The sequence below is a fragment of the Arthrobacter sp. AOP29-A2-19 genome (genome assembly GCF_058138025.1).
Genome location: NZ_CM176894.1, coordinates 391192 through 408369 on the forward strand (window position 1 = coordinate 391192; position 17178 = coordinate 408369).

General features: G+C 70.0%; 18 protein-coding genes. 12 read left to right on the top strand and 6 right to left on the bottom strand.

From position 1 onward, the window contains the following. The first annotated feature begins 23 nt into the window (after positions 1-23). The 5 genes from AC3ZJJ_RS01790 (at position 24) to AC3ZJJ_RS01810 (ending at position 2471) form a co-directional block, all read left to right on the top strand. On the top strand, positions 24-635 hold the full coding sequence (locus AC3ZJJ_RS01790) for a hypothetical protein (RefSeq protein ID WP_489893560.1): 612 nt from the start codon (positions 24-26) through the stop codon (positions 633-635). Next, the gene (locus tag AC3ZJJ_RS01795; RefSeq protein ID WP_489893561.1) at positions 587-1312 is read left to right on the top strand and encodes a type II secretion system F family protein; all 726 of its coding nucleotides are present in this window, start codon (positions 587-589) and stop codon (positions 1310-1312) included. Before AC3ZJJ_RS01790 ends, AC3ZJJ_RS01795 begins: the two co-directional genes overlap by 49 nt. 154 nt (positions 1313-1466) lie before the next feature. Beyond that, the gene (locus AC3ZJJ_RS01800; RefSeq protein ID WP_489893562.1) at positions 1467-1661 is read left to right on the top strand and encodes a DUF4244 domain-containing protein; all 195 of its coding nucleotides are present in this window, start codon (positions 1467-1469) and stop codon (positions 1659-1661) included. Between the two features lie 11 nt (positions 1662-1672). Continuing rightward, a complete protein-coding gene (locus AC3ZJJ_RS01805; protein WP_489893563.1) occupies positions 1673-2059 on the top strand; it encodes a TadE family type IV pilus minor pilin in 387 nt (128 codons plus the stop codon). Continuing rightward, positions 2046-2471 carry an Rv3654c family TadE-like protein gene (locus AC3ZJJ_RS01810; protein WP_489893564.1) on the top strand — a complete coding sequence of 142 codons (426 nt, stop codon included), beginning with the start codon at positions 2046-2048 and terminating at the stop codon, positions 2469-2471. The genes AC3ZJJ_RS01805 and AC3ZJJ_RS01810 overlap by 14 nt, the downstream gene beginning before the upstream one ends. On the opposite strand, the gene AC3ZJJ_RS01815 is transcribed toward AC3ZJJ_RS01810, so the two are convergent. Both AC3ZJJ_RS01815 and AC3ZJJ_RS01820 read right to left on the bottom strand, forming a co-directional pair. After that, positions 2468-4774, bottom strand: a complete 2307-nt coding sequence (locus AC3ZJJ_RS01815; RefSeq protein ID WP_489895639.1) for a DEAD/DEAH box helicase — start codon at positions 4772-4774, stop codon at positions 2468-2470. The two genes, AC3ZJJ_RS01810 and AC3ZJJ_RS01815, sit on opposite strands and share 4 nt — an antisense overlap. A 48-nt stretch (positions 4775-4822) precedes the next feature. Continuing rightward, positions 4823-5488, bottom strand: coding sequence for a GNAT family N-acetyltransferase (locus AC3ZJJ_RS01820; protein ID WP_489893565.1), 666 nt, complete (start codon positions 5486-5488; stop codon positions 4823-4825). Positions 5489-5670: 182 nt separating this feature from the next. On the opposite strand from AC3ZJJ_RS01820, the gene trhO reads away from it, so the two are divergent. Then, positions 5671-6699, top strand: coding sequence for an oxygen-dependent tRNA uridine(34) hydroxylase TrhO (trhO, locus tag AC3ZJJ_RS01825; RefSeq protein ID WP_489893566.1), 1029 nt, complete (start codon positions 5671-5673; stop codon positions 6697-6699). Here trhO and AC3ZJJ_RS01830 read toward each other — a convergent pair. The 3 genes from AC3ZJJ_RS01830 to AC3ZJJ_RS01840 are packed head-to-tail and all read right to left on the bottom strand — an operon-like array spanning position 6696 to position 8418. Further along, positions 6696-7328 carry an N-acetyltransferase gene (locus AC3ZJJ_RS01830; protein ID WP_489893567.1) on the bottom strand — a complete coding sequence of 211 codons (633 nt, stop codon included), beginning with the start codon at positions 7326-7328 and terminating at the stop codon, positions 6696-6698. The two genes, trhO and AC3ZJJ_RS01830, sit on opposite strands and share 4 nt — an antisense overlap. Then, complete coding sequence (locus tag AC3ZJJ_RS01835) at positions 7325-7837, bottom strand: hypothetical protein (RefSeq protein WP_489893568.1); 513 nt, start codon at positions 7835-7837, stop codon at positions 7325-7327. The genes AC3ZJJ_RS01830 and AC3ZJJ_RS01835 overlap by 4 nt, the downstream gene beginning before the upstream one ends. Positions 7838-7863: 26 nt before the next feature. Further along, on the bottom strand, positions 7864-8418 hold the full coding sequence (locus AC3ZJJ_RS01840) for a hypothetical protein (protein ID WP_489893569.1): 555 nt from the start codon (positions 8416-8418) through the stop codon (positions 7864-7866). A gap of 96 nt (positions 8419-8514) precedes the next feature. On the opposite strand from AC3ZJJ_RS01840, the gene AC3ZJJ_RS01845 reads away from it, so the two are divergent. The 6 genes from AC3ZJJ_RS01845 (at position 8515) to proC (ending at position 16493) form a co-directional block, all read left to right on the top strand. Beyond that, the gene (locus AC3ZJJ_RS01845; RefSeq protein WP_489893570.1) at positions 8515-10140 is read left to right on the top strand and encodes a DUF7059 domain-containing protein; all 1626 of its coding nucleotides are present in this window, start codon (positions 8515-8517) and stop codon (positions 10138-10140) included. A gap of 11 nt (positions 10141-10151) precedes the next feature. Further along, the gene (locus AC3ZJJ_RS01850) at positions 10152-10787 is read left to right on the top strand and encodes an ArsR/SmtB family transcription factor (RefSeq protein ID WP_489893571.1); all 636 of its coding nucleotides are present in this window, start codon (positions 10152-10154) and stop codon (positions 10785-10787) included. A 119-nt stretch (positions 10788-10906) separates the two neighbouring features. Next, positions 10907-13678 carry a type I DNA topoisomerase gene (topA, locus tag AC3ZJJ_RS01855; RefSeq protein WP_489893572.1) on the top strand — a complete coding sequence of 924 codons (2772 nt, stop codon included), beginning with the start codon at positions 10907-10909 and terminating at the stop codon, positions 13676-13678. Positions 13679-13695: 17 nt separating this feature from the next. Continuing rightward, a complete protein-coding gene (locus AC3ZJJ_RS01860; RefSeq protein WP_489893573.1) occupies positions 13696-14715 on the top strand; it encodes a Ppx/GppA family phosphatase in 1020 nt (339 codons plus the stop codon). 16 nt (positions 14716-14731) lie between these two features. Continuing rightward, positions 14732-15559 (top strand): sugar phosphate isomerase/epimerase family protein, encoded by an 828-nt coding sequence (locus AC3ZJJ_RS01865; protein WP_489893574.1) that lies wholly within the window; start codon positions 14732-14734, stop codon positions 15557-15559. Positions 15560-15623: 64 nt separating this feature from the next. Next, a complete protein-coding gene (gene proC, locus AC3ZJJ_RS01870) occupies positions 15624-16493 on the top strand; it encodes a pyrroline-5-carboxylate reductase (RefSeq protein WP_489893575.1) in 870 nt (289 codons plus the stop codon). A gap of 21 nt (positions 16494-16514) precedes the next feature. Here proC and AC3ZJJ_RS01875 read toward each other — a convergent pair whose 3' ends face one another. Continuing rightward, positions 16515-17153 (bottom strand): potassium channel family protein, encoded by a 639-nt coding sequence (locus AC3ZJJ_RS01875; protein WP_489895641.1) that lies wholly within the window; start codon positions 17151-17153, stop codon positions 16515-16517. Between the last annotated feature and the right edge of the window lie 25 nt (positions 17154-17178).

Consider the following 17178-nt stretch of genomic DNA (forward strand, 5'->3'; position numbering starts at 1 on the left):
CGGCGCCCTCCGTGGAGCGGCACGTGCGCGCCCTGCGACAGCTCGCGTCCCTTCTGCGCTCCGGCCGAACGCCCGCGGAGGCCTGGACCCTGCTTGAGGAGACGTGGTCGCGTCTGCTTCCGGATTCGGGTGCCTCGAATGCCGTCGCCAATACCGAACCGGCCGCAGGGGCACGAGCGACGGAAGACATCCTGGCCGCCAGTCGCGCCGCGAGGGGCGCCCACGAGATGGGTGCGGCGCCGTCCACGGGCCTGGAACGGCACCTCCGCTCGGGACCCGAAGAATACGGCAGGGTCTGGTCCCGCCTGCTGTGGTGCATCCGCCTCTCCGAGGTGACCGGTGCCGCCCAATCGGACCTGCTGGAGCGCTTGGCGGGACAGCTGGAGTCGGGGGAGGACCGCCGTCTAGCGCTCGACTCGGCGCTCGCGGGCCCGAGGACAACACAACGGATGCTGGCCTGGCTGCCCGCGTTCGGCCTGGGCCTGGCGCAGCTGATCGGAGCGCAGCCGCTGGCGGTCCTCACGGTGCACCCGGTGGGCCGGCTGTGTCTTTTGGCGGGGCTGTTGCTGTGGTGGGCCAACCGCGCGTGGGGTCGGCGGCTGTTGGCGCAGGCTTCGGAACCGGCATCGCCGTGATGGCCCTCTGCGCCGTCGTGGCCGCCGCGCTCGCCGCGTGGTGCGTCGTCTCCGGTCCGGCGCGACGGCGGGCCGGCCCCGCGGAGCACGGCGGGCGGTCGCCGTCGCCGTTGCCCACGGCGCAGGGAGCCGGCGCCCGGGGCGGCCACAAGGCGCTGCGCCGCGCCGCGTCCGGTCGGTCTGCCCCGCCGGGCAACCCGAGGGCGCCGGCGGCCGGGACCAACCAGCGGAACGACGAGGGGCACGCGGCAGTCGCGGGCCCGGAGGACGCCTCGCTGCTCCTGGACCTGTGCGCCACGCTGTTGCAGGCGGGCCTGCCCGTGTCCAGGGTCTTGCGGGTCCTGTCCGAGGAGGTGCCGGGTTGCGAAGCGCTGGCCACCGTCGTCCGGTCGCTCGAGTTGTCCATTCCCTGGAGCAGGGCCTGGTCGGGAATGCCGTCGCCGCTCGCCTCGCTGGGGGAGTCGCTCGCGTTCGCCCACCTGACGGGCGCCGCGACGGCAACGATGCTGCGCGAGGCGGCGGATCAGCAGCGCCGCGCGGACGTCAGGGCGGCCGAGCGGCGGGCGGCTGAACTCGGTGTCCGTCTGGTTGTTCCCCTGGGCGTCTGCGCCTTGCCCGCCTTCATCTGTCTGGGCATCGTCCCCGTGGTGATTTCGCTCCTTCCGGACTTCGGCTAGGCGCGGGGCGGGCCCGACTGGCCCTCCACAAGCCGGCGGGGACGCGTCTCATCCAGAAAACGACCGGCGCTGAACAGCGGCGGACGGGGTCCGCGGATGCTGGTTGCAGGCCCCGGTGCGGGGCCGTTGGAACCAAGGCATAGGGAGCATGCTCATGCAGCACGAAGATCGGGAAGAAAGCCGCGGTCAGCGGTCAGAGGGATCACAGGAGGACGGCATCGCGACGGCCGAATTCGCCATCGTCACGCTTGCTGCCGTGGGTTTTGCGGGGCTGCTCGTCACCATCCTGAGCAGTGGCGACGTCCGCGAGCTCCTGATGGGGCTGGTTCGCCAGGCCCTGTCCTACTAGGGGGCGGGGCCGTGCGCTGTAAGGGACAGCGGGGCGGCAGCACGGCGGAAGTCGCCGTGCTGCTGCCCGCGGTGGCCGCGCTGCTGGTGCTTGCCCTGGGTGTGGGATCGGCGGGCGCCACCCAAGTCCGTCTGGAGCAGGCGGCGCGGGCCGCGGCCCGCGAGTTGGCCCGCGGCGAGAGCGCCGCCACGGCGATCCAAACCGGGCAGCGGCTGGCGGGAGAGGGCGCGACCGTCATAATCGGCGGAGACGGTGGATTCCGCCGGGTTCACGTGAGCGCGGACACGTGGATTCCGACGCTCGACGGCGGAGAGGGCCTGCTTGTGCTCAAGGCCGAAGCCGAGGCCCGCGCCGAATCCGGCGAACCTCCGGGCGGAGGCGACCATGGCGGGCCATAGGTTGCGGCAACGCGTCCGCCCTGGCCGCGAACGCGGGGCGGGGACCGCCCTGGTGTTCGTCGTCGTCGCCGCGTTGTGTCTGGGACTCGTGGTCGTCCTGGCGCTGACAAACGCGGCGGCGGCGTCGGGCCGGGCGGCGACCGCCGCCGACCTGGCGGCGCTGGCCGCCGCGGACGCCGCCCGTGGGCTGGCGCAGGGCGATCCGTGCGGCACGGCCGAACAAACCGCCGGCCGCAACGGCGCCACGCTGGTCGACTGCCGGCGTTCCGGCGCCGACGGCGAAGTGGTTGACGTCTGGACGTCGGTGTCCCTCGGCGCCGCCTGGGGCTGGCTGGAAAGCTTGGGGCTGCAGGCCGAGGGCCGATCGAGGGCCGGGCCGCCCCCGCAGCCGTGGTCGCCGGCGGGGCGCTAGTCCCTTGGCGCGTCCTTGAGGAGTGCCGCGATGAGCGCCACGGCGCCATCCTTGTCCAGCGGGTTGTTCTTGTTGCCGCACTTGGGCGACTGCACGCAGGACGGGCAGCCAGCATCGCACTCGCAGGCCATGATCGCGTCGCGGGTCGCACCGAGCCACGTGGTGGCCCGCTCGTAGCCGCGCTCGACGAATCCCGCGCCGCCGGCGTGCCCGTCGTAGACGAAGATCGTCGGCATCTCGGTGTCGGCATGGAGGGCAGTGGACACCCCACCGATGTCCCAGCGGTCGCTGGAGGCCACAAGCGGTAGCAGGCCTATCGCCGCGTGCTCGGCGGCGTGGAGGGCGCCGGGAATAGAACCAAGGACGATGCCGGCAGAGACCAGCCGCTGCTCCGGGACCGTGAACCACACGGCCTTCGTGAACAGGTCCCGCGCACCGAGGTCCAACGGCTCCTCGCCCAGGATCTCGTTGCTGATCAGCGCCTTGCGCTGGAAGGAGACCACTTGGGTGGTCACGCGGACCTCGCCGAAGTGGGCCGTCACTGGTCCCCATTCCTTGGTGCGCAGCGTCTCCAGCACCTCGATGGTGGTGATGTCGCGTGCCTGGGTGTAGAAGTCCGGCGTGGCCCTGCGGACCAGCACACAATGGTCTTCCTCGTTCAGTTCGTCGACCACATACGTGGAGCCCTGATGGACATAGATCGCTCCCGTATGCGCCTGGTAGTGCGTCTGGGGGGAGTCCATGGTCCCCAGCAGGGAACCGGTCTCCGAGTCGATGATGTTCACGGGCCCGCCGCCGTCGGCCCTCAGGTTCACCATGGAGGCTGCGCTCTCCGGGTGGGTCCAGAACCATCCGGAGGGTCGCCTCCTGAGGTAGCCGCGCTCAACCAGCGAATCCAGCAGTCCCGCCGCCGTGGGCCCGAACAGTTCGGCCTCCTCGGGCCGCAGCGGCTGCTCCGCCGCGGCGGCGCACAGATGCGGGCCGAGCACGTAGGGATTCGAGGGGTCCAGGACGGTTGCCTCAACGCTGACGTCGAAGATGGCCCCGGGGTGGTTGACGAGGTAGGTGTCCAGCGGGTCGTCGCTGGCGACGAAGGCGGCCAGCGCATTCTGGCCGGCCCGCCCCGCCCGGCCGATCTGCTGGAAGAACGAGGCCCGCGTTCCGGGCCATCCGGCGACCAGCACAGCGTCGAGCCCCGCCACGTCGATGCCCAACTCCAGCGCGGAGGTGGACGCGATGCCGAGGAGTTCCCCGTTGCGCAGCCTCCGTTCCAGTTCCCGCCGCTCTTCGGGCAGGTACCCGGACCGGTAGGCCGCGATCCGCCCCGGCAGGCTGGGGTGCACCTCGTCGACGTGCCGCTGCGCCATGGTGGAGATGGTTTCCGCGCCCCGGCGGGACTTGATGAAGGCGATGGTGCGCACCTGCGAGCACACCAGGTTCGCCAGCAGGTAGGACGTCTCCGCCACGGCGGTCCGGCGTCTCGGCGCACCGTTCTCACCCCGCGACTCCGTCAACGGCGGCTCCCACAGTGCGACGGCCGTCTCGCCATGCGGGGAGAAATCCGTGGTCACCGCGCTCACCGGGGCGCCGATGAGCCGACCAAACGATTCCTGCGGGTCGGCACTGGTGGCCGAGGCGCCGATGAAGACCGGATCGGCGCCGTAGTGCGTGCAGATCCTCCGCAGCCGGCGGAGCAGGTTGGCCACGTTGGAGCCGAATACGCCGCGGTAGCTGTGGGCCTCGTCGATGACCACGTAGGACAGGCGGCGGAAGAATCTGGCCCACCAGGGGTGGTTGGGCAGGATACCGAAGTGGAGCATGTCCGGGTTGGCGAGCACGAAGTTGGCGTTGTCCCTGATCCAGCGCCGCTCGCCCGCTTCCGTGTCGCCGTCGTACGTGGCGGCGCGGATGGTCTTCAGCCCCAGGGCGGTGAGTGCGGTCAACTGGTCCGCGGCGAGTGCCTTGGTGGGGGAGAGGTAGAGCACCACGTCGCCGCTCGCTTCCAGGGTTACGGATCCCGCCAGCACCGAACGGTGGATGGCATCGACCGCGGGAAGCTGGTACGCCAGGGACTTGCCGGACGCCGTGCCCGTCGAGATGATCGTATGGTGCCCGTCGTGGGCGGACATGGCCGCCTGCACCTGGTGCAACCAAGGCTGCTGGACGCCGAGGCGCGCATAGGCGGCGACGACGTCGGGATGTGTCCATTCCGGCCACGGCCCGTGCACCGCGTCCCGGGCGGGGAGCACGCGCAGATGCCGCAAGGCCTCGGGCGCGGAACCGTAGCCGAGCAACGGAACCATGGTGCGGAAATCTGTCACCGCATCATTGTGGCACCCGGTGGCGACGGCTCAGGACCGCTTGCCCTCCAGGGTGACGACGGTGCCCAGGGGAGTCCAGCCAAGGTAGCGGTACAGCGCCTGGCCGTCCAGCGAGGCGATCAGAAGCCCCTCATCGACCTCGTGCTCCATCGCCAGCGCCACCAGCGCCCGCATCACGAGGCTGCCGAGTCCGCGCCGGCGGAACTCGGGGGCGGTGATGATGCGGTCGAAGATCGCATAGTCCCCGACGACGGACACGTGCCCGCTGGCGGCCACCACTTCCGAGTCTTCCTCGGTGTGGATGGACACGTAGGCGTGGCCGTTGTCGCGTTGGGTCTCGATGGTGAATCCCTCGGGCGCCCGCGGCTCTTCGACGTCCTGCCCGTCCATGTCCGCGACCATCAGGGCTTCCTCGGCCACAACGACCGACAGGCCGGCCAACACGGCTGCCTCCGCCAAGGCCTGCGAATCGCCGGCGAAGGCTGTCAGGCGGCGCGCGGGATGCTTGCCCAAGGTTTCGCCGACGGCCACGAGTTCCTCGGAGGAGGGCTCGTAAATGACGTATTCCCAGTCACCGGTGGTGTCGTGGCGCAGGGCGGCGTGGACGCGGCCTTCGTGGCGACACTCGTAGCCGCGCGCACCGGCCCAACCGGTGACCCAAGTGCCAATCAGTTCGTCGCTCGCTGAGGATCCCATGGGACGACACTACCCCCAAGTCACGGGGGTGAGGAGTCCCCCGCGGCAACCGTTGCCGTTCCGCAAGAATCCGTTAATCCCCTTGACGCGGGGGCCTCTGACGGCCCTGAGCGGGCCCCGCGCCAATCCCGTCGCGAAGGGCCGTATCGGCGCCGCGGCGACCCGCACCGTACCCTTAAGAGGTGTCCCAGAACCGCATCGTCCTCTTTTACGCCTTCACGCCCCTGCCCGACCCGGAGGCCGTGCGCCTCTGGCAGCGAGCCCTGCTCGAGCGGTGGGGACTGCGGGGTCGGATCGTCGTTTCCAAGGACGGCATCAACGGCACGGCCGGCGGGGAGATCAAAGCGGTCAAGGCCTACGTGAAGGCCACACGCGAGTACCCCGCGTTCCACAAGATGGACATCAAATGGAGCGACGGCGGTGCCGAGGACTTCCCGAAGGTCTCGGTGCGCGTCCGCGACGAGTTGGTGTCATTCGGCGCGCCGGGCGAGCTCCGCGTGGACGGGGACGGTGTGGTCGGTGGCGGGGTGCACCTGAGGCCCGAGGAACTGCATCGGCTGGTCGACGCGAAGGCCGGCTCGGGCGAAGAGGTCGTGTTCTTCGATGGCCGCAACGCCTTCGAGGCGCAGATCGGCAAGTTCAAGGACGCCATTGTTCCGGACGTTGCCACCACCCACGACTTCATCAGGGAACTGGACTCCGGCAAATACGACGCGCTGAAGGACAAGCCCATCGTCACCTACTGCACCGGCGGGATCCGGTGTGAGGTGCTTTCCTCCCTGATGGTCAATCGGGGCTTCCAGGAGGTCTACCAGCTCCAGGGAGGCATCGCCCGCTATGGCGAAAAGTATGGGGACAAGGGTCTCTGGGAGGGCTCGCTCTATGTCTTTGACCAGCGCATGCACCTGGAGTTCAGTCCCGAATCGAAGAGCCTCGGGCGCTGTGTGGCCTGCGACGCGGCCACCAACAAGTTCGAGAACTGCGCGAACCTCTCCTGCCGCAACCTGCGTCTCTTCTGCGCCGACTGCGCCGCCGACGAGGCCCTGCGCGTGTGTCCAGACTGCGCCGTGGACGGCGACAACAAGGGCCACGGTGACCACCCCGGCCACGGCGACGACGACGGCCATGGTGAGGGTGGGCACGCGAATCACGAAGCCGGTGCGCGGGTCAAGACCGAGGAGGGGTCCGCGCCGGCGGTCAAGGCCGTCTAGGCGCTGCCCAGCGGCCACAGCCCGGCGGTCGCGTCAGCGGGAGTCTGCTCTTCGGATTCCGTCATGAAGACGCTGAACCCGCGGGCCCGATAGTTCGCCAAGGCGGCGGGTCCGTCCAGCGAACAGGTGTGGACCCACACCCGCGACACCTCCGGCAACCCCGGCCAGCGGGAATCCAGGTCCCACGCCCTCCGGATCCCCTCTTCGAGCAGCGGCCCGCCAAGGCCCTGTCCGATCCGCTCCGGGAAAAGACCGAAATAGACGATCTCCACCTCGGTGGCGCCGCCGAGGTCGGGAGTCGATGCGGCGTCCCGGGCGCGCCCCGCCAATTCCACGTAGCCGGCGGGGGCCCCGGCCACGTACAGCACCCAGGTTTCCGAACCCGGCGCGCGCAGCACGGCCTCCCAGGCGCTGCGCGGGAGCCCGAGACGGTCCGTCCAGTTCCACGCGCTTCCCACGCTGCGGTAGAGGAATCTGCTGAATTCGGGCGTGATGGCCTCGACGCGTTCGATGCGCGCAAGCGGGGGAAGCGACCGCGCACTGGGGGACATGTCTCCCGGATTGAGTTGTTGCAGGTGTGTGGTGGTGACGGTTACCGGCGCGCCGGCCCGGGCGGAGGGTATCGTCACGGCTTGTGCCTGGCGAGGCGGACGGCGGCGCTCGCGCCGTCGGAGGCGGTGCTTTCGATGTAGTAGGCCGAGGGCTCGAGATCAACGATCGTTCTGGTCGTTTGCGGGACCGGGGACTTCGCGCACGCACCCTCCAGCTCGTGCAGGGGCGCGCCTTCCGCCTCGCCGCCCACCTCGATCGCCCTGAAGAGGCTCGCCGAGATGCTTTCTTTCCCTGTGGCGCCGGCGCAGATGATACCGATCTCGTAGGTGCCGCCTTCGAAGTAGCCGCTGGCCGCGCTTCCCGCTCCGAACGCGAGACCGTCGAGGTCTTTGGTGAAGGCCTCGTAGTCGATCTCCACCCGCGGCGTGGTCGTCGCGTCGCTCGGAGCGGACGTCGGGGCGTCCGGCGTCGGCCATCCGGCCGATTCCGGCGCAGACGAACGTGGGGCGTCGTCGGGCGCCGTGCAGCCGGTGGCGGCAAGAAGGACAAGGAGAGTCGTAGGGATGGCGGGGCGGGTGCTGCGCATGATCGTCATGCTAGGCCATCCGGCGTCTATTGCACCGACGAGTCCACGCGGGCCGCCAAGGCGACGCCGGGGCTGGAGGAATCGAGCATGATGTCCACGCCGTCCTCACCGAGGATGAAATCAACCGTGTGTTCGCTGGTCTTTGGCTCCTTGGCGCACTTGCCCTCCTCCACCGCGACGACGTTCATCTGCGGGTCGCGGACCAGTGCCGTCACCACCGCCGTCTTGCCCGGCGACGAACAGGCGAACGTCAGCGTGTACTGGCCCCGCTGGAGGGTCGGTCCGGACAGGGTCAGGGTCGTCTCCTTGGACGTGGGCCGCGCGAGCTTGTTGACGTTCACCAGCAGGGGGTGGCCCTCCGAGAACTTTCCGTCGATGGCGCGCGCGGGCTCCACCGGTTCAGAGGGAGCGCGCGAGAAGGTGGGCACCGGCGCGGGGATCTGGTCCGCCGATGCCGAACCCGCCGGCGGGGTCGGGGCACAGGCGGTCGCCACGATCGCCACACCGGCCAGGACCACCGCGGCGAAGGCTCCACGACGTGCGGTGCGGGCAGTGTGGGGCTGGGGAGACGTCTGTGGCATGCCGCAATTCTATGCCCCGACGCGCCGGGACCGGACGGGCGGCCCCGGAACCCTCCCGCCCGCGAACCCCGTCCGGCGCCTCGGTAGACTCCTCGGGTGAACCCCGCACACGACTTTGCCCGCATTCCCGACGCGCCCCAGAGCCACGACCAGGGCCTGCTGGACGCTCTCGCGGACGACCTTGGCGAGGCCCCCTACCTTCACGATCAGGTGACGGCACTCGTTGGCGAGCCCGCGCATGCCGCACTCAATAGGGACCAGGTGGTTCCGGCGCTCGTCGTGGTGGAGAAGGAACTGTCGGCCGCCGCGCCGCCGCCGCTGGCGGTCGTCATCGGACTATGGATGCTCGGGCTGGAGCTGCCGGCCGCGGTGGTGGACGCGGCCCTCCCGCGGACGCGGTCCGCCGGTCTTGCCGCGCTCGGCCTGGCCGCCGGGGGCTCGGAGCCGGGCACCGTGCGCGCCTCCGTCGACCTGCGTCCCCACGCGTCCGACGTCGACGCGGAGGTCTGGGTTGCCAGCGACCTCGGCGCGCACCAGCGGCCGGGTCCCCTGCGGCACGACCACGTCCTCGGCATCGGAAGGGCCTCGCTCACGCTCGCGCAGACGACCGTCAGGCGCGACGTTGGCCGCGCACTGGACCTGGGTACGGGGTGCGGCATCCAAACCTTCCACCTTCTCCGGCATGCCGCGCACGTGGTCGCGACAGACGTCTCCGAGCGGGCCCTGGCATTCAGCCGCTTCAACCTGTTGCTCAACCACGGCGCTCTCCGCATCGATCCGGCGGCGCTGGGCGACCGTGTGGACCTGAGGTTGGGCAGCCTGTTGGAGCCCGTCGCGGGCGAGGAGTTCGACCTGGTCGTGTCCAATCCCCCCTTCGTCATCACGCCGCATCCGGAGGGCGAACCGGAGGCGGAGCGCTACACGTACCGCGACGGCGGCCTCCCGGGCGACCGCCTGGTCGCGGAGCTGGTGGCCGGACTGCCGGACGTGCTGGCCCCGGGCGGAACGGCCCAACTATTGGCCAACTGGGAGATCGCCGATGTCGAAGGCGGGCGGGACGACGCCGCGGGCTGGTCGGACAGGCCACGGTCGTGGGTGCGGGAGGGCACGGAGGCGTGGTTCATCCAGCGCGAGGCCGCCTCGCCGGAGGAGTACGCGGAGACGTGGTTGCGGGACTCCTCGGAGGCGCGCGATCCGCAAAGGTACCGCCGCCGCTACACCGATTACTTGGAGGACTTCGCCTCCAGGGACGTGGCCGCCGTCGGCTTCGGCATGGTCTGGCTGCGCAGGCCCGCGTCTCCCGGACGGGCGCCCGTCGGGCAGCGCTTCGAGGAGATCGCGTATCCGATCGAGCAGCCGCTCGGTCCCCATCTGGCGCGTGCCATCGAGGCGGCCGAATTCGTGGCCGGCGCCAACGTCGCGGACCTGCACCTGGTGGTCGCGGACGACGTGACGGAGGAGCGCCACCAGCGACCCGGCGCGGAGCACCCCGGCGTCATCCTGCTGCGCCAGGGCGCTGGCCTGCGCAGGACCACGTTGTTGAGCACGGAAGAGGCCGGTTTTGTCTCGGCCTGCGACGGCGACCTGTCGGTGCGCCAGATCGCCCTGGCCATCGCCTCGCTGTTGGGCGCCGACCCCGCGGACACGCTCGGGGAGCTGTCCTCGAGTGTTGTCCGACTTGTTACCGACGGCTTTCTGTGCGAGATGCGAAACAACGGCTAAAGTTTTTCGACATGACGCAGAACACATCCGCGAAGGACTCCGCGGCGCCGCGGGAAGTTCGGCGGCAGACGGCTAACCCCGTGGTTATCAGCGACCCCCAGGCCATCCGGGCGTTGGCCCACGAGGCCCGGCTGGAGGTCCTCGAGGAACTGTTCGCGTCCCAGTCCACCCGGACGGCCACGGAGCTCGCCTCCCGGTGCAACCTGACGCCGAGCGCCATGAGCTACCACCTGCGCGCGCTGGAGAAATACGGATACGTGGAGCGAGCGGCCAATGAGGGCGACGGCCGCGAACGCCGCTGGAAGGCCGCGGGCGACCAGCTCGTCGTCGGCACGCTGAGCGATTCGACCGCGGCCAAGAACGCCTTCCTGAATGTCCAGCTCAACGCCTTCCGCGAACGGCTCAGCGCGGAGATCGCCCGGCGCGACGCCGAGCGCAAGGCCGGAATCGAGCCCGCCCCCGGACGGGCGCCCGTCCTGACCACGGGGATGGTGTTCCTGAAGGAGGACCAGCGCGAGGAGTTCGTCAAGCGCGTTTATGCCCTGGTGGACGAGTTCGAGGCGCTGGCCGTGCCCGAGGACCGTGGCATCGACGGCGAACGCGTCTACTACATGCTCTCCTTCCTGCCGGAGTTCAAGCCCCGCTGAGGCGTGCGGCGGCGTGCGGCGGCGTGCGGCGGCGTGCGGCGTTCTTCACACCGTGGTGCCCGCTTGCTGGGGACGGCTCGGATGCGGCTACCCTAGAGCAGGTATGAGCAGGCCGTCGCATGGGCGTGCCACCGGTTGCAAATAGGAGTGTTGTGCCCCCCAAGGCCAAGGAAAAGACCGGCAAGAAACTCGTGATTGTGGAGTCTCCTGCTAAGAGCAAGTCGATCGCCAAGTACCTCGGCGAGGGCTTTGTGGTGGACGCGTCCGTCGGCCACATCCGCGACCTGCCGCAGCCGAAGGAGCTGCCCGCGGAGCTGAAAAAGACCTCCGTGGGCAAGTTCGCGATCGACCTGGACAACGACTTCGAGCCGTACTACGTCGTCTACCCGGACAAGAAGAAGCGCGTCGCCGACCTCAAGGCGCAGCTCAAGGACGCCGACGCCCTCTACCTCGCAACCGATGCGGACCGCGAAGGCGAGGCCATCGCGTGGCACCTCCTCCAGGTGCTCAAGCCCAAGGTCCCGGTGTACCGCATGGCGTTCACCGAAATCACCAAGGAGGGCATCGCCCGCGCCCTGGAGAACATCCGCGAACTGGACACCGACCTGGTGGACGCGCAGGAAACCCGCCGTGTGCTGGACCGCCTCTTCGGCTACGAACTCTCGCCCGTCCTGTGGCGCAAGGTGGGCCCGGGCCTGTCCGCGGGCCGAGTGCAGTCCGTCGCGACCCGCCTGGTCGTCGAGCGCGAGCGCGAGCGCATGGCGTTCCGCAACGCCTCCTACTGGGACCTCACCGGCGAGTTCGCGACGTCGGGAGGCGACTCCTTCCGCGCCAAGCTGGTCTCTGTCGACGGCGCCCGCGTCGCCACGGGCCGCGACTTCGACGACCTGGGCCAGGTCAAGGTCCCCAAGTCCGGCGCCGGCGTCGTGCCGCTGGACGAGGCGGCGGCGACCTCGCTCGCCACCGGGCTCACGGGGTCCGCGTTCTCGGTGCTGAGCGTCGACACCAAGCCGTACACGCGCCGACCCGCCGCTCCGTTCACGACGTCGACGCTGCAGCAGGAGGCCTCGCGCAAGCTGCGGTGGTCGTCCAAGTCGACCATGCAGGTCGCCCAGCGCCTGTACGAAAACGGCTACATCACCTATATGCGCACCGACTCGGTCTTCCTCTCCAACGAGGCGGTCAACGCGGCCCGCAAGCAGGCGGCGGAGCTCTACGGCGCCGACTCCATCCCGGAGAAGGTGCGCGTCTACAAGTCCAAGAGCGACAACGCCCAGGAGGCGCACGAGGCCATCCGCCCCGCCGGCGACTCCTTCCGCCGCCCGGTGGACGTGCGCAGCCAGCTCGGCGCCGACGAATTCAAGCTCTACGAACTCATCTGGAAGCGCACCGTCGCCTCCCAGATGGCGGACGCGAAGGGCTCGACCGCATCGGTGCGCCTGTCCGGCGACGCCACCGACGGCCGCACCGCGGAATTCTCCGCCTCCGGGACCGTCATCACCTTCCGCGGATTCCTGTCCGCCTACGAGGAGGGCAAGGACATTTCGCCGGAGCAGGAGGCGGAGAACGACGCCGAACGCCGGCTCCCGGAGCTCAAGGTCTCCGACGCGCTCGAGGGGCGCCAGATCGAGGCCCAGGGCCACGAGACGTCCCCGCCGCCGCGCTACACGGAGGCGTCGATCGTCGCGGAGCTGGAGGCCCGCGAGATCGGCCGCCCGTCGACGTACGCGCCAACCATTTCCACCATCATGGACCGCGGGTACGTCACCAAGCGTGGCGGCGCGCTTGTGCCGAGCTGGATCGCCTTCTCCGTGGTGCGCCTGCTGGAGCAGCACTTCGGCCAGTACGTCGACTACGGCTTCACCGCCCGGCTCGAGGACGACCTCGACGAGATCGCCAAGGGCCACCTGGGCCGGATCGAGTGGTTGAAGAAGTTCTACTTCGGCGAGGGCCAGGAGGCCGAGGGCCTGCAGGGCGTCGTCGAGAACCTGGGGGACATCGACGCCCGCGCCATCAACTCCGTGGAGATCGCCCCCGGGATCGTCCTGCGCGTCGGCAAGTACGGGCCGTACCTCGAGAAGCCGTTGCCGGCCGACGCGCCGGAGGGCACGGAGCCCCAGCGCGCAAACGTTCCGGAGGACCTGGCCCCCGACGAGCTCACCGCCGAGAAGGCGCTCGAGCTCATGGAGGCGAGCGGACCCGAGGAGCGCGTGCTCGGCACGGATCCGGAGACCGGTCGTCAGATCGTGGCCAAGGACGGACGCTACGGCGCGTACGTCACCGAGGTCATCACCGAGCCGACGCCGGAGGAACTGGCCGCCCAGCCGGTCGAGTACTACAAGAACGGCAAGCCCAAGCCGCCAAAAAAGCCCGCCAAGGTGCGCCCGCGCACGGGCTCGCTCTTCAAGTCGATGTCCGTTGAGACGGTCACGCTGGAGGAGGCCCTGAGGCTGATCCGGTTGCCGCGGGTCCTCGGGCAGGACGCCGAGGGCAACGACATCACCGTGCAGAACGGGCGGTTCGGGCCGTACCTGAAGAAGGGAACGGACTCGCGGTCGATCGGCAGCGAGGAGGAGATCTTCACGATCACCCTCGAGCAGGCGCTGGAAATCTATTCGCAGCCGAAGCAGCGCGGGGGCCGCACGGCCGCGGCGCCGCTCGCCGAGTTCGGCGCGGACCCGGTTTCGGAGAAGCCGATCGTGGTGAAGGAGGGCAGGTTCGGCCCGTACATCACCGACGGCGTCACGAATATCACCGTCCCCCGCGACACCGCCATCGAGGAGCTCACCCGCGAGCGGGCCGTGGAACTGCTGGCGGAGAAACGCGCCAAGGGACCGGTCAAGCGCGCCACGAAGACGCCGGCGCGGCGCGCCCCGGCCAAGAAAAAGTAACGGGGCGCGGAACACGGATGAGACTGGGCGTCCTGGACATCGGCTCCAACACGGTCCACCTGCTGCTGGTGGATGCGTATCCGGGCGCCCGGCCGGTCGCGTTCGCCTCGCACAAACGCCCCCTGTCCCTCGTTGCGTACCTCGACGCCGACGGCGCCATCACGGAGCAGGGACAGCGGGAGCTGTTGGACTTCGTCCAGGAGGCCTCGCGCTTCGCGGTGCGGCACCAGGCGCAGGATCTCCTGGCCTTCTGCACGTCCGCCGTCCGGGAGGCCGCGAACGGTCAGCAGGTGCTGGACCGCGTGGTCGAAGAGACCGGCGTGCGGCTGGCCGAGCTGACGGGCGAGCAGGAGGCGGGGATGACCTACTCCGCCGTCCGCCGATGGTTCGGGTGGGGGTTCGAGACGATCCTGGATCTGGACATCGGCGGCGGTTCGTTCGAAATGGCGATCGGGAACGACGAGCTGCCCGCGGTGGCCAGGTCCGTTCCCCTCGGGGCCGGACGGCTGACCCGCGATCGGCTGCCGGGGGACCCGCCCGGGGCCAAGGCCCTCAAGACGTTATCCGCCTACGTTGCGGAGACGCTGGAGGAGCCGGTGCGGGAACTGGTCGCGTTCGGCCGCCCCACCCTGGTCGCCGGAACGTCCAAGACCTTCAGGTCGCTGGCGCGCATCACGGGCGCGGCGCCCAGTGCGGAGGGACCCTACGTCAAGCGTGTGCTCAGGCTGGACGACCTCCGGCTGTGGAGGCACCGTCTGGGCGCCATGAGTGTCGAGCAGCGCAGCGAGCTCCCCGGCGTGTCGGCGATCCGCGCCCCGCAGCTGCTGGCCGGCGCCATCGTGGCGGAGGCGGCCATGGCGGCCTTTGGCGTCAAGAGCCTGCGCATCTGTCCATGGGCCCTGCGTGAGGGACTGATTCTCCGCCGCTTCGACCAATTGATGTTCGACAGCCCGGTGCCGCTGGGTAGTAGCGTGGGAGTCGGCCATGTGGAACTCGGGCAACAGCCCGGGCTTCCCCGGATGGACGCGAACGAATAGGACGGGAAGCCGCGGCATGACACAGGACAACATCCCAGTGGCGCTCTCCAGCGCGTCGGTCTACCCCCTGAACGTGCACGACGCGTTCTCCCTCGCCAGCGACCTCGGCTACGACGGCGTCGAGGTGCTCGTCACCGGCAATCAGATATCCCAGCACCCCGGAAAGCTCCAGGAGCTGAGCGCCCGCTACGACCAGCCGATCATGGCGATCCACGCCCCGACCCTGCTGCTGACCCAGCAGGTCTGGGGCAACGCGTGGAACAAGATCGAGATGTCCGCCGCGATGGCGGAGGAGGTGGGCTGCGACGTGGTGGTCGTCCACCCCCCGTTCCGCTGGCAGGGCACCTATGCCACCGGGTTCGCCGAAGGCGTGGAGCGGATCATGGAGGAACACGGGGTGAAGATCGCCGTGGAGAACATGTACCCGTGGCGCGCGCGGGGCCGCGAGGCGCTGATGTACCTCCCGCACTGGGACCCCACCCCGCAGCCCTACAATTACGTGACGTGGGACTTCTCCCACGCGGCCATCGCGGACATGGACTCCCACCAGGCGATGGCCGGACTCGGCGAGCGGCTGACGCACGTCCACCTGTGCGACGGCAAGAACAACGGCAAGGACGAACATCTGGTGCCGGGACGCGGCACGCAGCCCGTCGCGGAGGCCATGGCCCACCTGCGGGACTCCGAGTGGAAGGGCGTGGTCGCCGTCGAGGTCTCCACCAGGAAGGCCAAGGGCGCCGGCGAGCGGGAGGAGTGGTTGGGCGAAACGCTCGCGTTTGCCCGGCGGCACCTTGACCGCAGCGCCGTGGCGGCCGAGGCCGACCCGTCGTCGCTCGCGCCGTAGGCGGGCGGACGGCACAAGCGGCCGTGGATCGCACCCGCCGGAGCGGCCGTGGAACAATGGCGCCATGCCTTCAACGAAGACGGAATACCCCGTAGAGACCTTTCCCCACCGCATCGCGTTCCTCGGAACCGGCTCGATGAACGGCGCGATCCTGCGCGGCATCCTCGCCTCCGGCGTTGATCCCTCGCGCATCGTCGCGACCGTCCGCGGCGCCGAGAAGGCGCGCGCCCTCGCCGGGGACACGGGCGTGCAGGCGCTCGCCACGTCCGAGGACCCGGACGCCAACACCAACGCCGTCCTGGGCGCCGACGTCGTCTTCGTGGGCGTCAAGCCGGCTGGCGTCCAGGAGCTGTGCCGCGAGATCTCCGGAGCGCTCCGCCCGGGCGCCGTGGTGGTCAGCGTCGCCGCGGCGGTCACGATCGAGCTGATCGAGCGGTCGCTGGCACCGGGGCAGCCGGTGGTCCGCAGCATGCCGAACACACCGCTGATGGTGGGCCGCGGGGCGGTCGGGCTCAGCGGCGGCAGCAGCGCGGCGGCGGAACAGGTGGACGCCGTCGTGGGCCTGCTGGAGGGGTCGGGGCTGGTCCGCGTGGTGCCCGAGTCCCAGTTGGACGCCGTGTCCGCCGTCAGCGGCTCCGGGCCCGCCTACGTCTTCTACCTGGCGGAGGCGATGGCGAAGGCGGGCGAGGACCTCGGCCTCGACCCCGAGCTCGCGCGCGACCTGGCACGGGCCACGGTCGCCGGCGCCGGTCTGATGCTCGACGACGCGTCCGCCGATCCGGCGGGGCTCCGCAAGGCCGTGACCAGCCCCAACGGAACCACCGAGCGCGCCATCGCGACGTTCGACCGGGAGGGCCTCCCGGCCATCGTCGCCCGCGGAGCCCGCGCGGCGTCGGACCGGGCCGCGGAGATCAGCCGCGAACTCGCCGGATAGCCTCGGCCGCCCGGAGGGAGGCTAGGGTCGGGACGCGAAGCGCTCCAACAGGTCCACGTGTCCGGAGACGATCAGGATGTCGCGGCGCGTCACCTTCGTGTCCGGCTGGGCATAGGTGAAGTCCTCGCCCGGCGACTTGACCCCGACGATGGTCACTCCGTACTTCGAGCGCACCTGCGACTCTGCCAGCGTGAAGCCCTGCGTCTCTTTCGGCGGGTACATCTTCACGATCGCGAATCCGTCGTCGAACTCGATGAAGTCCAGCATGCGTCCGCCGACCAAGTGCGCCGCGCGGACGCCGGCGTCGGCCTCCGGATACACAACGTGGTTGGCGCCGATCCTGCTCAGGATCTTGCCGTGGGACGGCGTGATGGCCTTGACCCAGAGGTGCTCGATGCCCAGGTCCACGAGGTTGACCGTGATCAGCACCGAGGACTCGATCGAGGTGCCCACTCCGACGACGGCGGAGGTGAAGTCCTGGGCGCCCAGTTGACGCAGCGCGTCCACGTTGGTCGCGTCCGCTTCGACGACGTGGGTGAGGGTCCCCGCCCACTTCTGGACCAGATCGGAGTTGCGCTCGATCGCGAGGACCTCGCGGCCCTGCCGCACGAGCTGCTCCGCGACCGCGGCGCCGAACCGGCCCAGGCCGATCACCAGCACCGGGGCGTTGTGGTCCGTCTTGTTC

What these genes read in the sequence shown, in the direction of transcription:
- AC3ZJJ_RS01865 (WP_489893574.1), top strand. Translation starts at nt 14,732, where the DNA reads ATGACACAGGACAACATCCCAGTGGCGCTCTCCAGCGCGTCGGTCTAC.
- AC3ZJJ_RS01840 (WP_489893569.1), bottom strand. Translation starts at nt 8,418, where the DNA reads ATGCCACAGACGTCTCCCCAGCCCCACACTGCCCGCACCGCACGTCGT.
- AC3ZJJ_RS01810 (WP_489893564.1), top strand. Translation starts at nt 2,046, where the DNA reads ATGGCGGGCCATAGGTTGCGGCAACGCGTCCGCCCTGGCCGCGAACGC.
- topA (WP_489893572.1), top strand. Translation starts at nt 10,907, where the DNA reads ATGGGCGTGCCACCGGTTGCAAATAGGAGTGTTGTGCCCCCCAAGGCC.
- AC3ZJJ_RS01820 (WP_489893565.1), bottom strand. Translation starts at nt 5,488, where the DNA reads ATGGGATCCTCAGCGAGCGACGAACTGATTGGCACTTGGGTCACCGGT.
- AC3ZJJ_RS01815 (WP_489895639.1), bottom strand. Translation starts at nt 4,774, where the DNA reads ATGGTTCCGTTGCTCGGCTACGGTTCCGCGCCCGAGGCCTTGCGGCAT.
- AC3ZJJ_RS01850 (WP_489893571.1), top strand. Translation starts at nt 10,152, where the DNA reads ATGACGCAGAACACATCCGCGAAGGACTCCGCGGCGCCGCGGGAAGTT.
- proC (WP_489893575.1), top strand. Translation starts at nt 15,624, where the DNA reads ATGCCTTCAACGAAGACGGAATACCCCGTAGAGACCTTTCCCCACCGC.
- AC3ZJJ_RS01835 (WP_489893568.1), bottom strand. Translation starts at nt 7,837, where the DNA reads ATGCGCAGCACCCGCCCCGCCATCCCTACGACTCTCCTTGTCCTTCTT.
- AC3ZJJ_RS01860 (WP_489893573.1), top strand. Translation starts at nt 13,696, where the DNA reads ATGAGACTGGGCGTCCTGGACATCGGCTCCAACACGGTCCACCTGCTG.
- AC3ZJJ_RS01800 (WP_489893562.1), top strand. Translation starts at nt 1,467, where the DNA reads ATGCAGCACGAAGATCGGGAAGAAAGCCGCGGTCAGCGGTCAGAGGGA.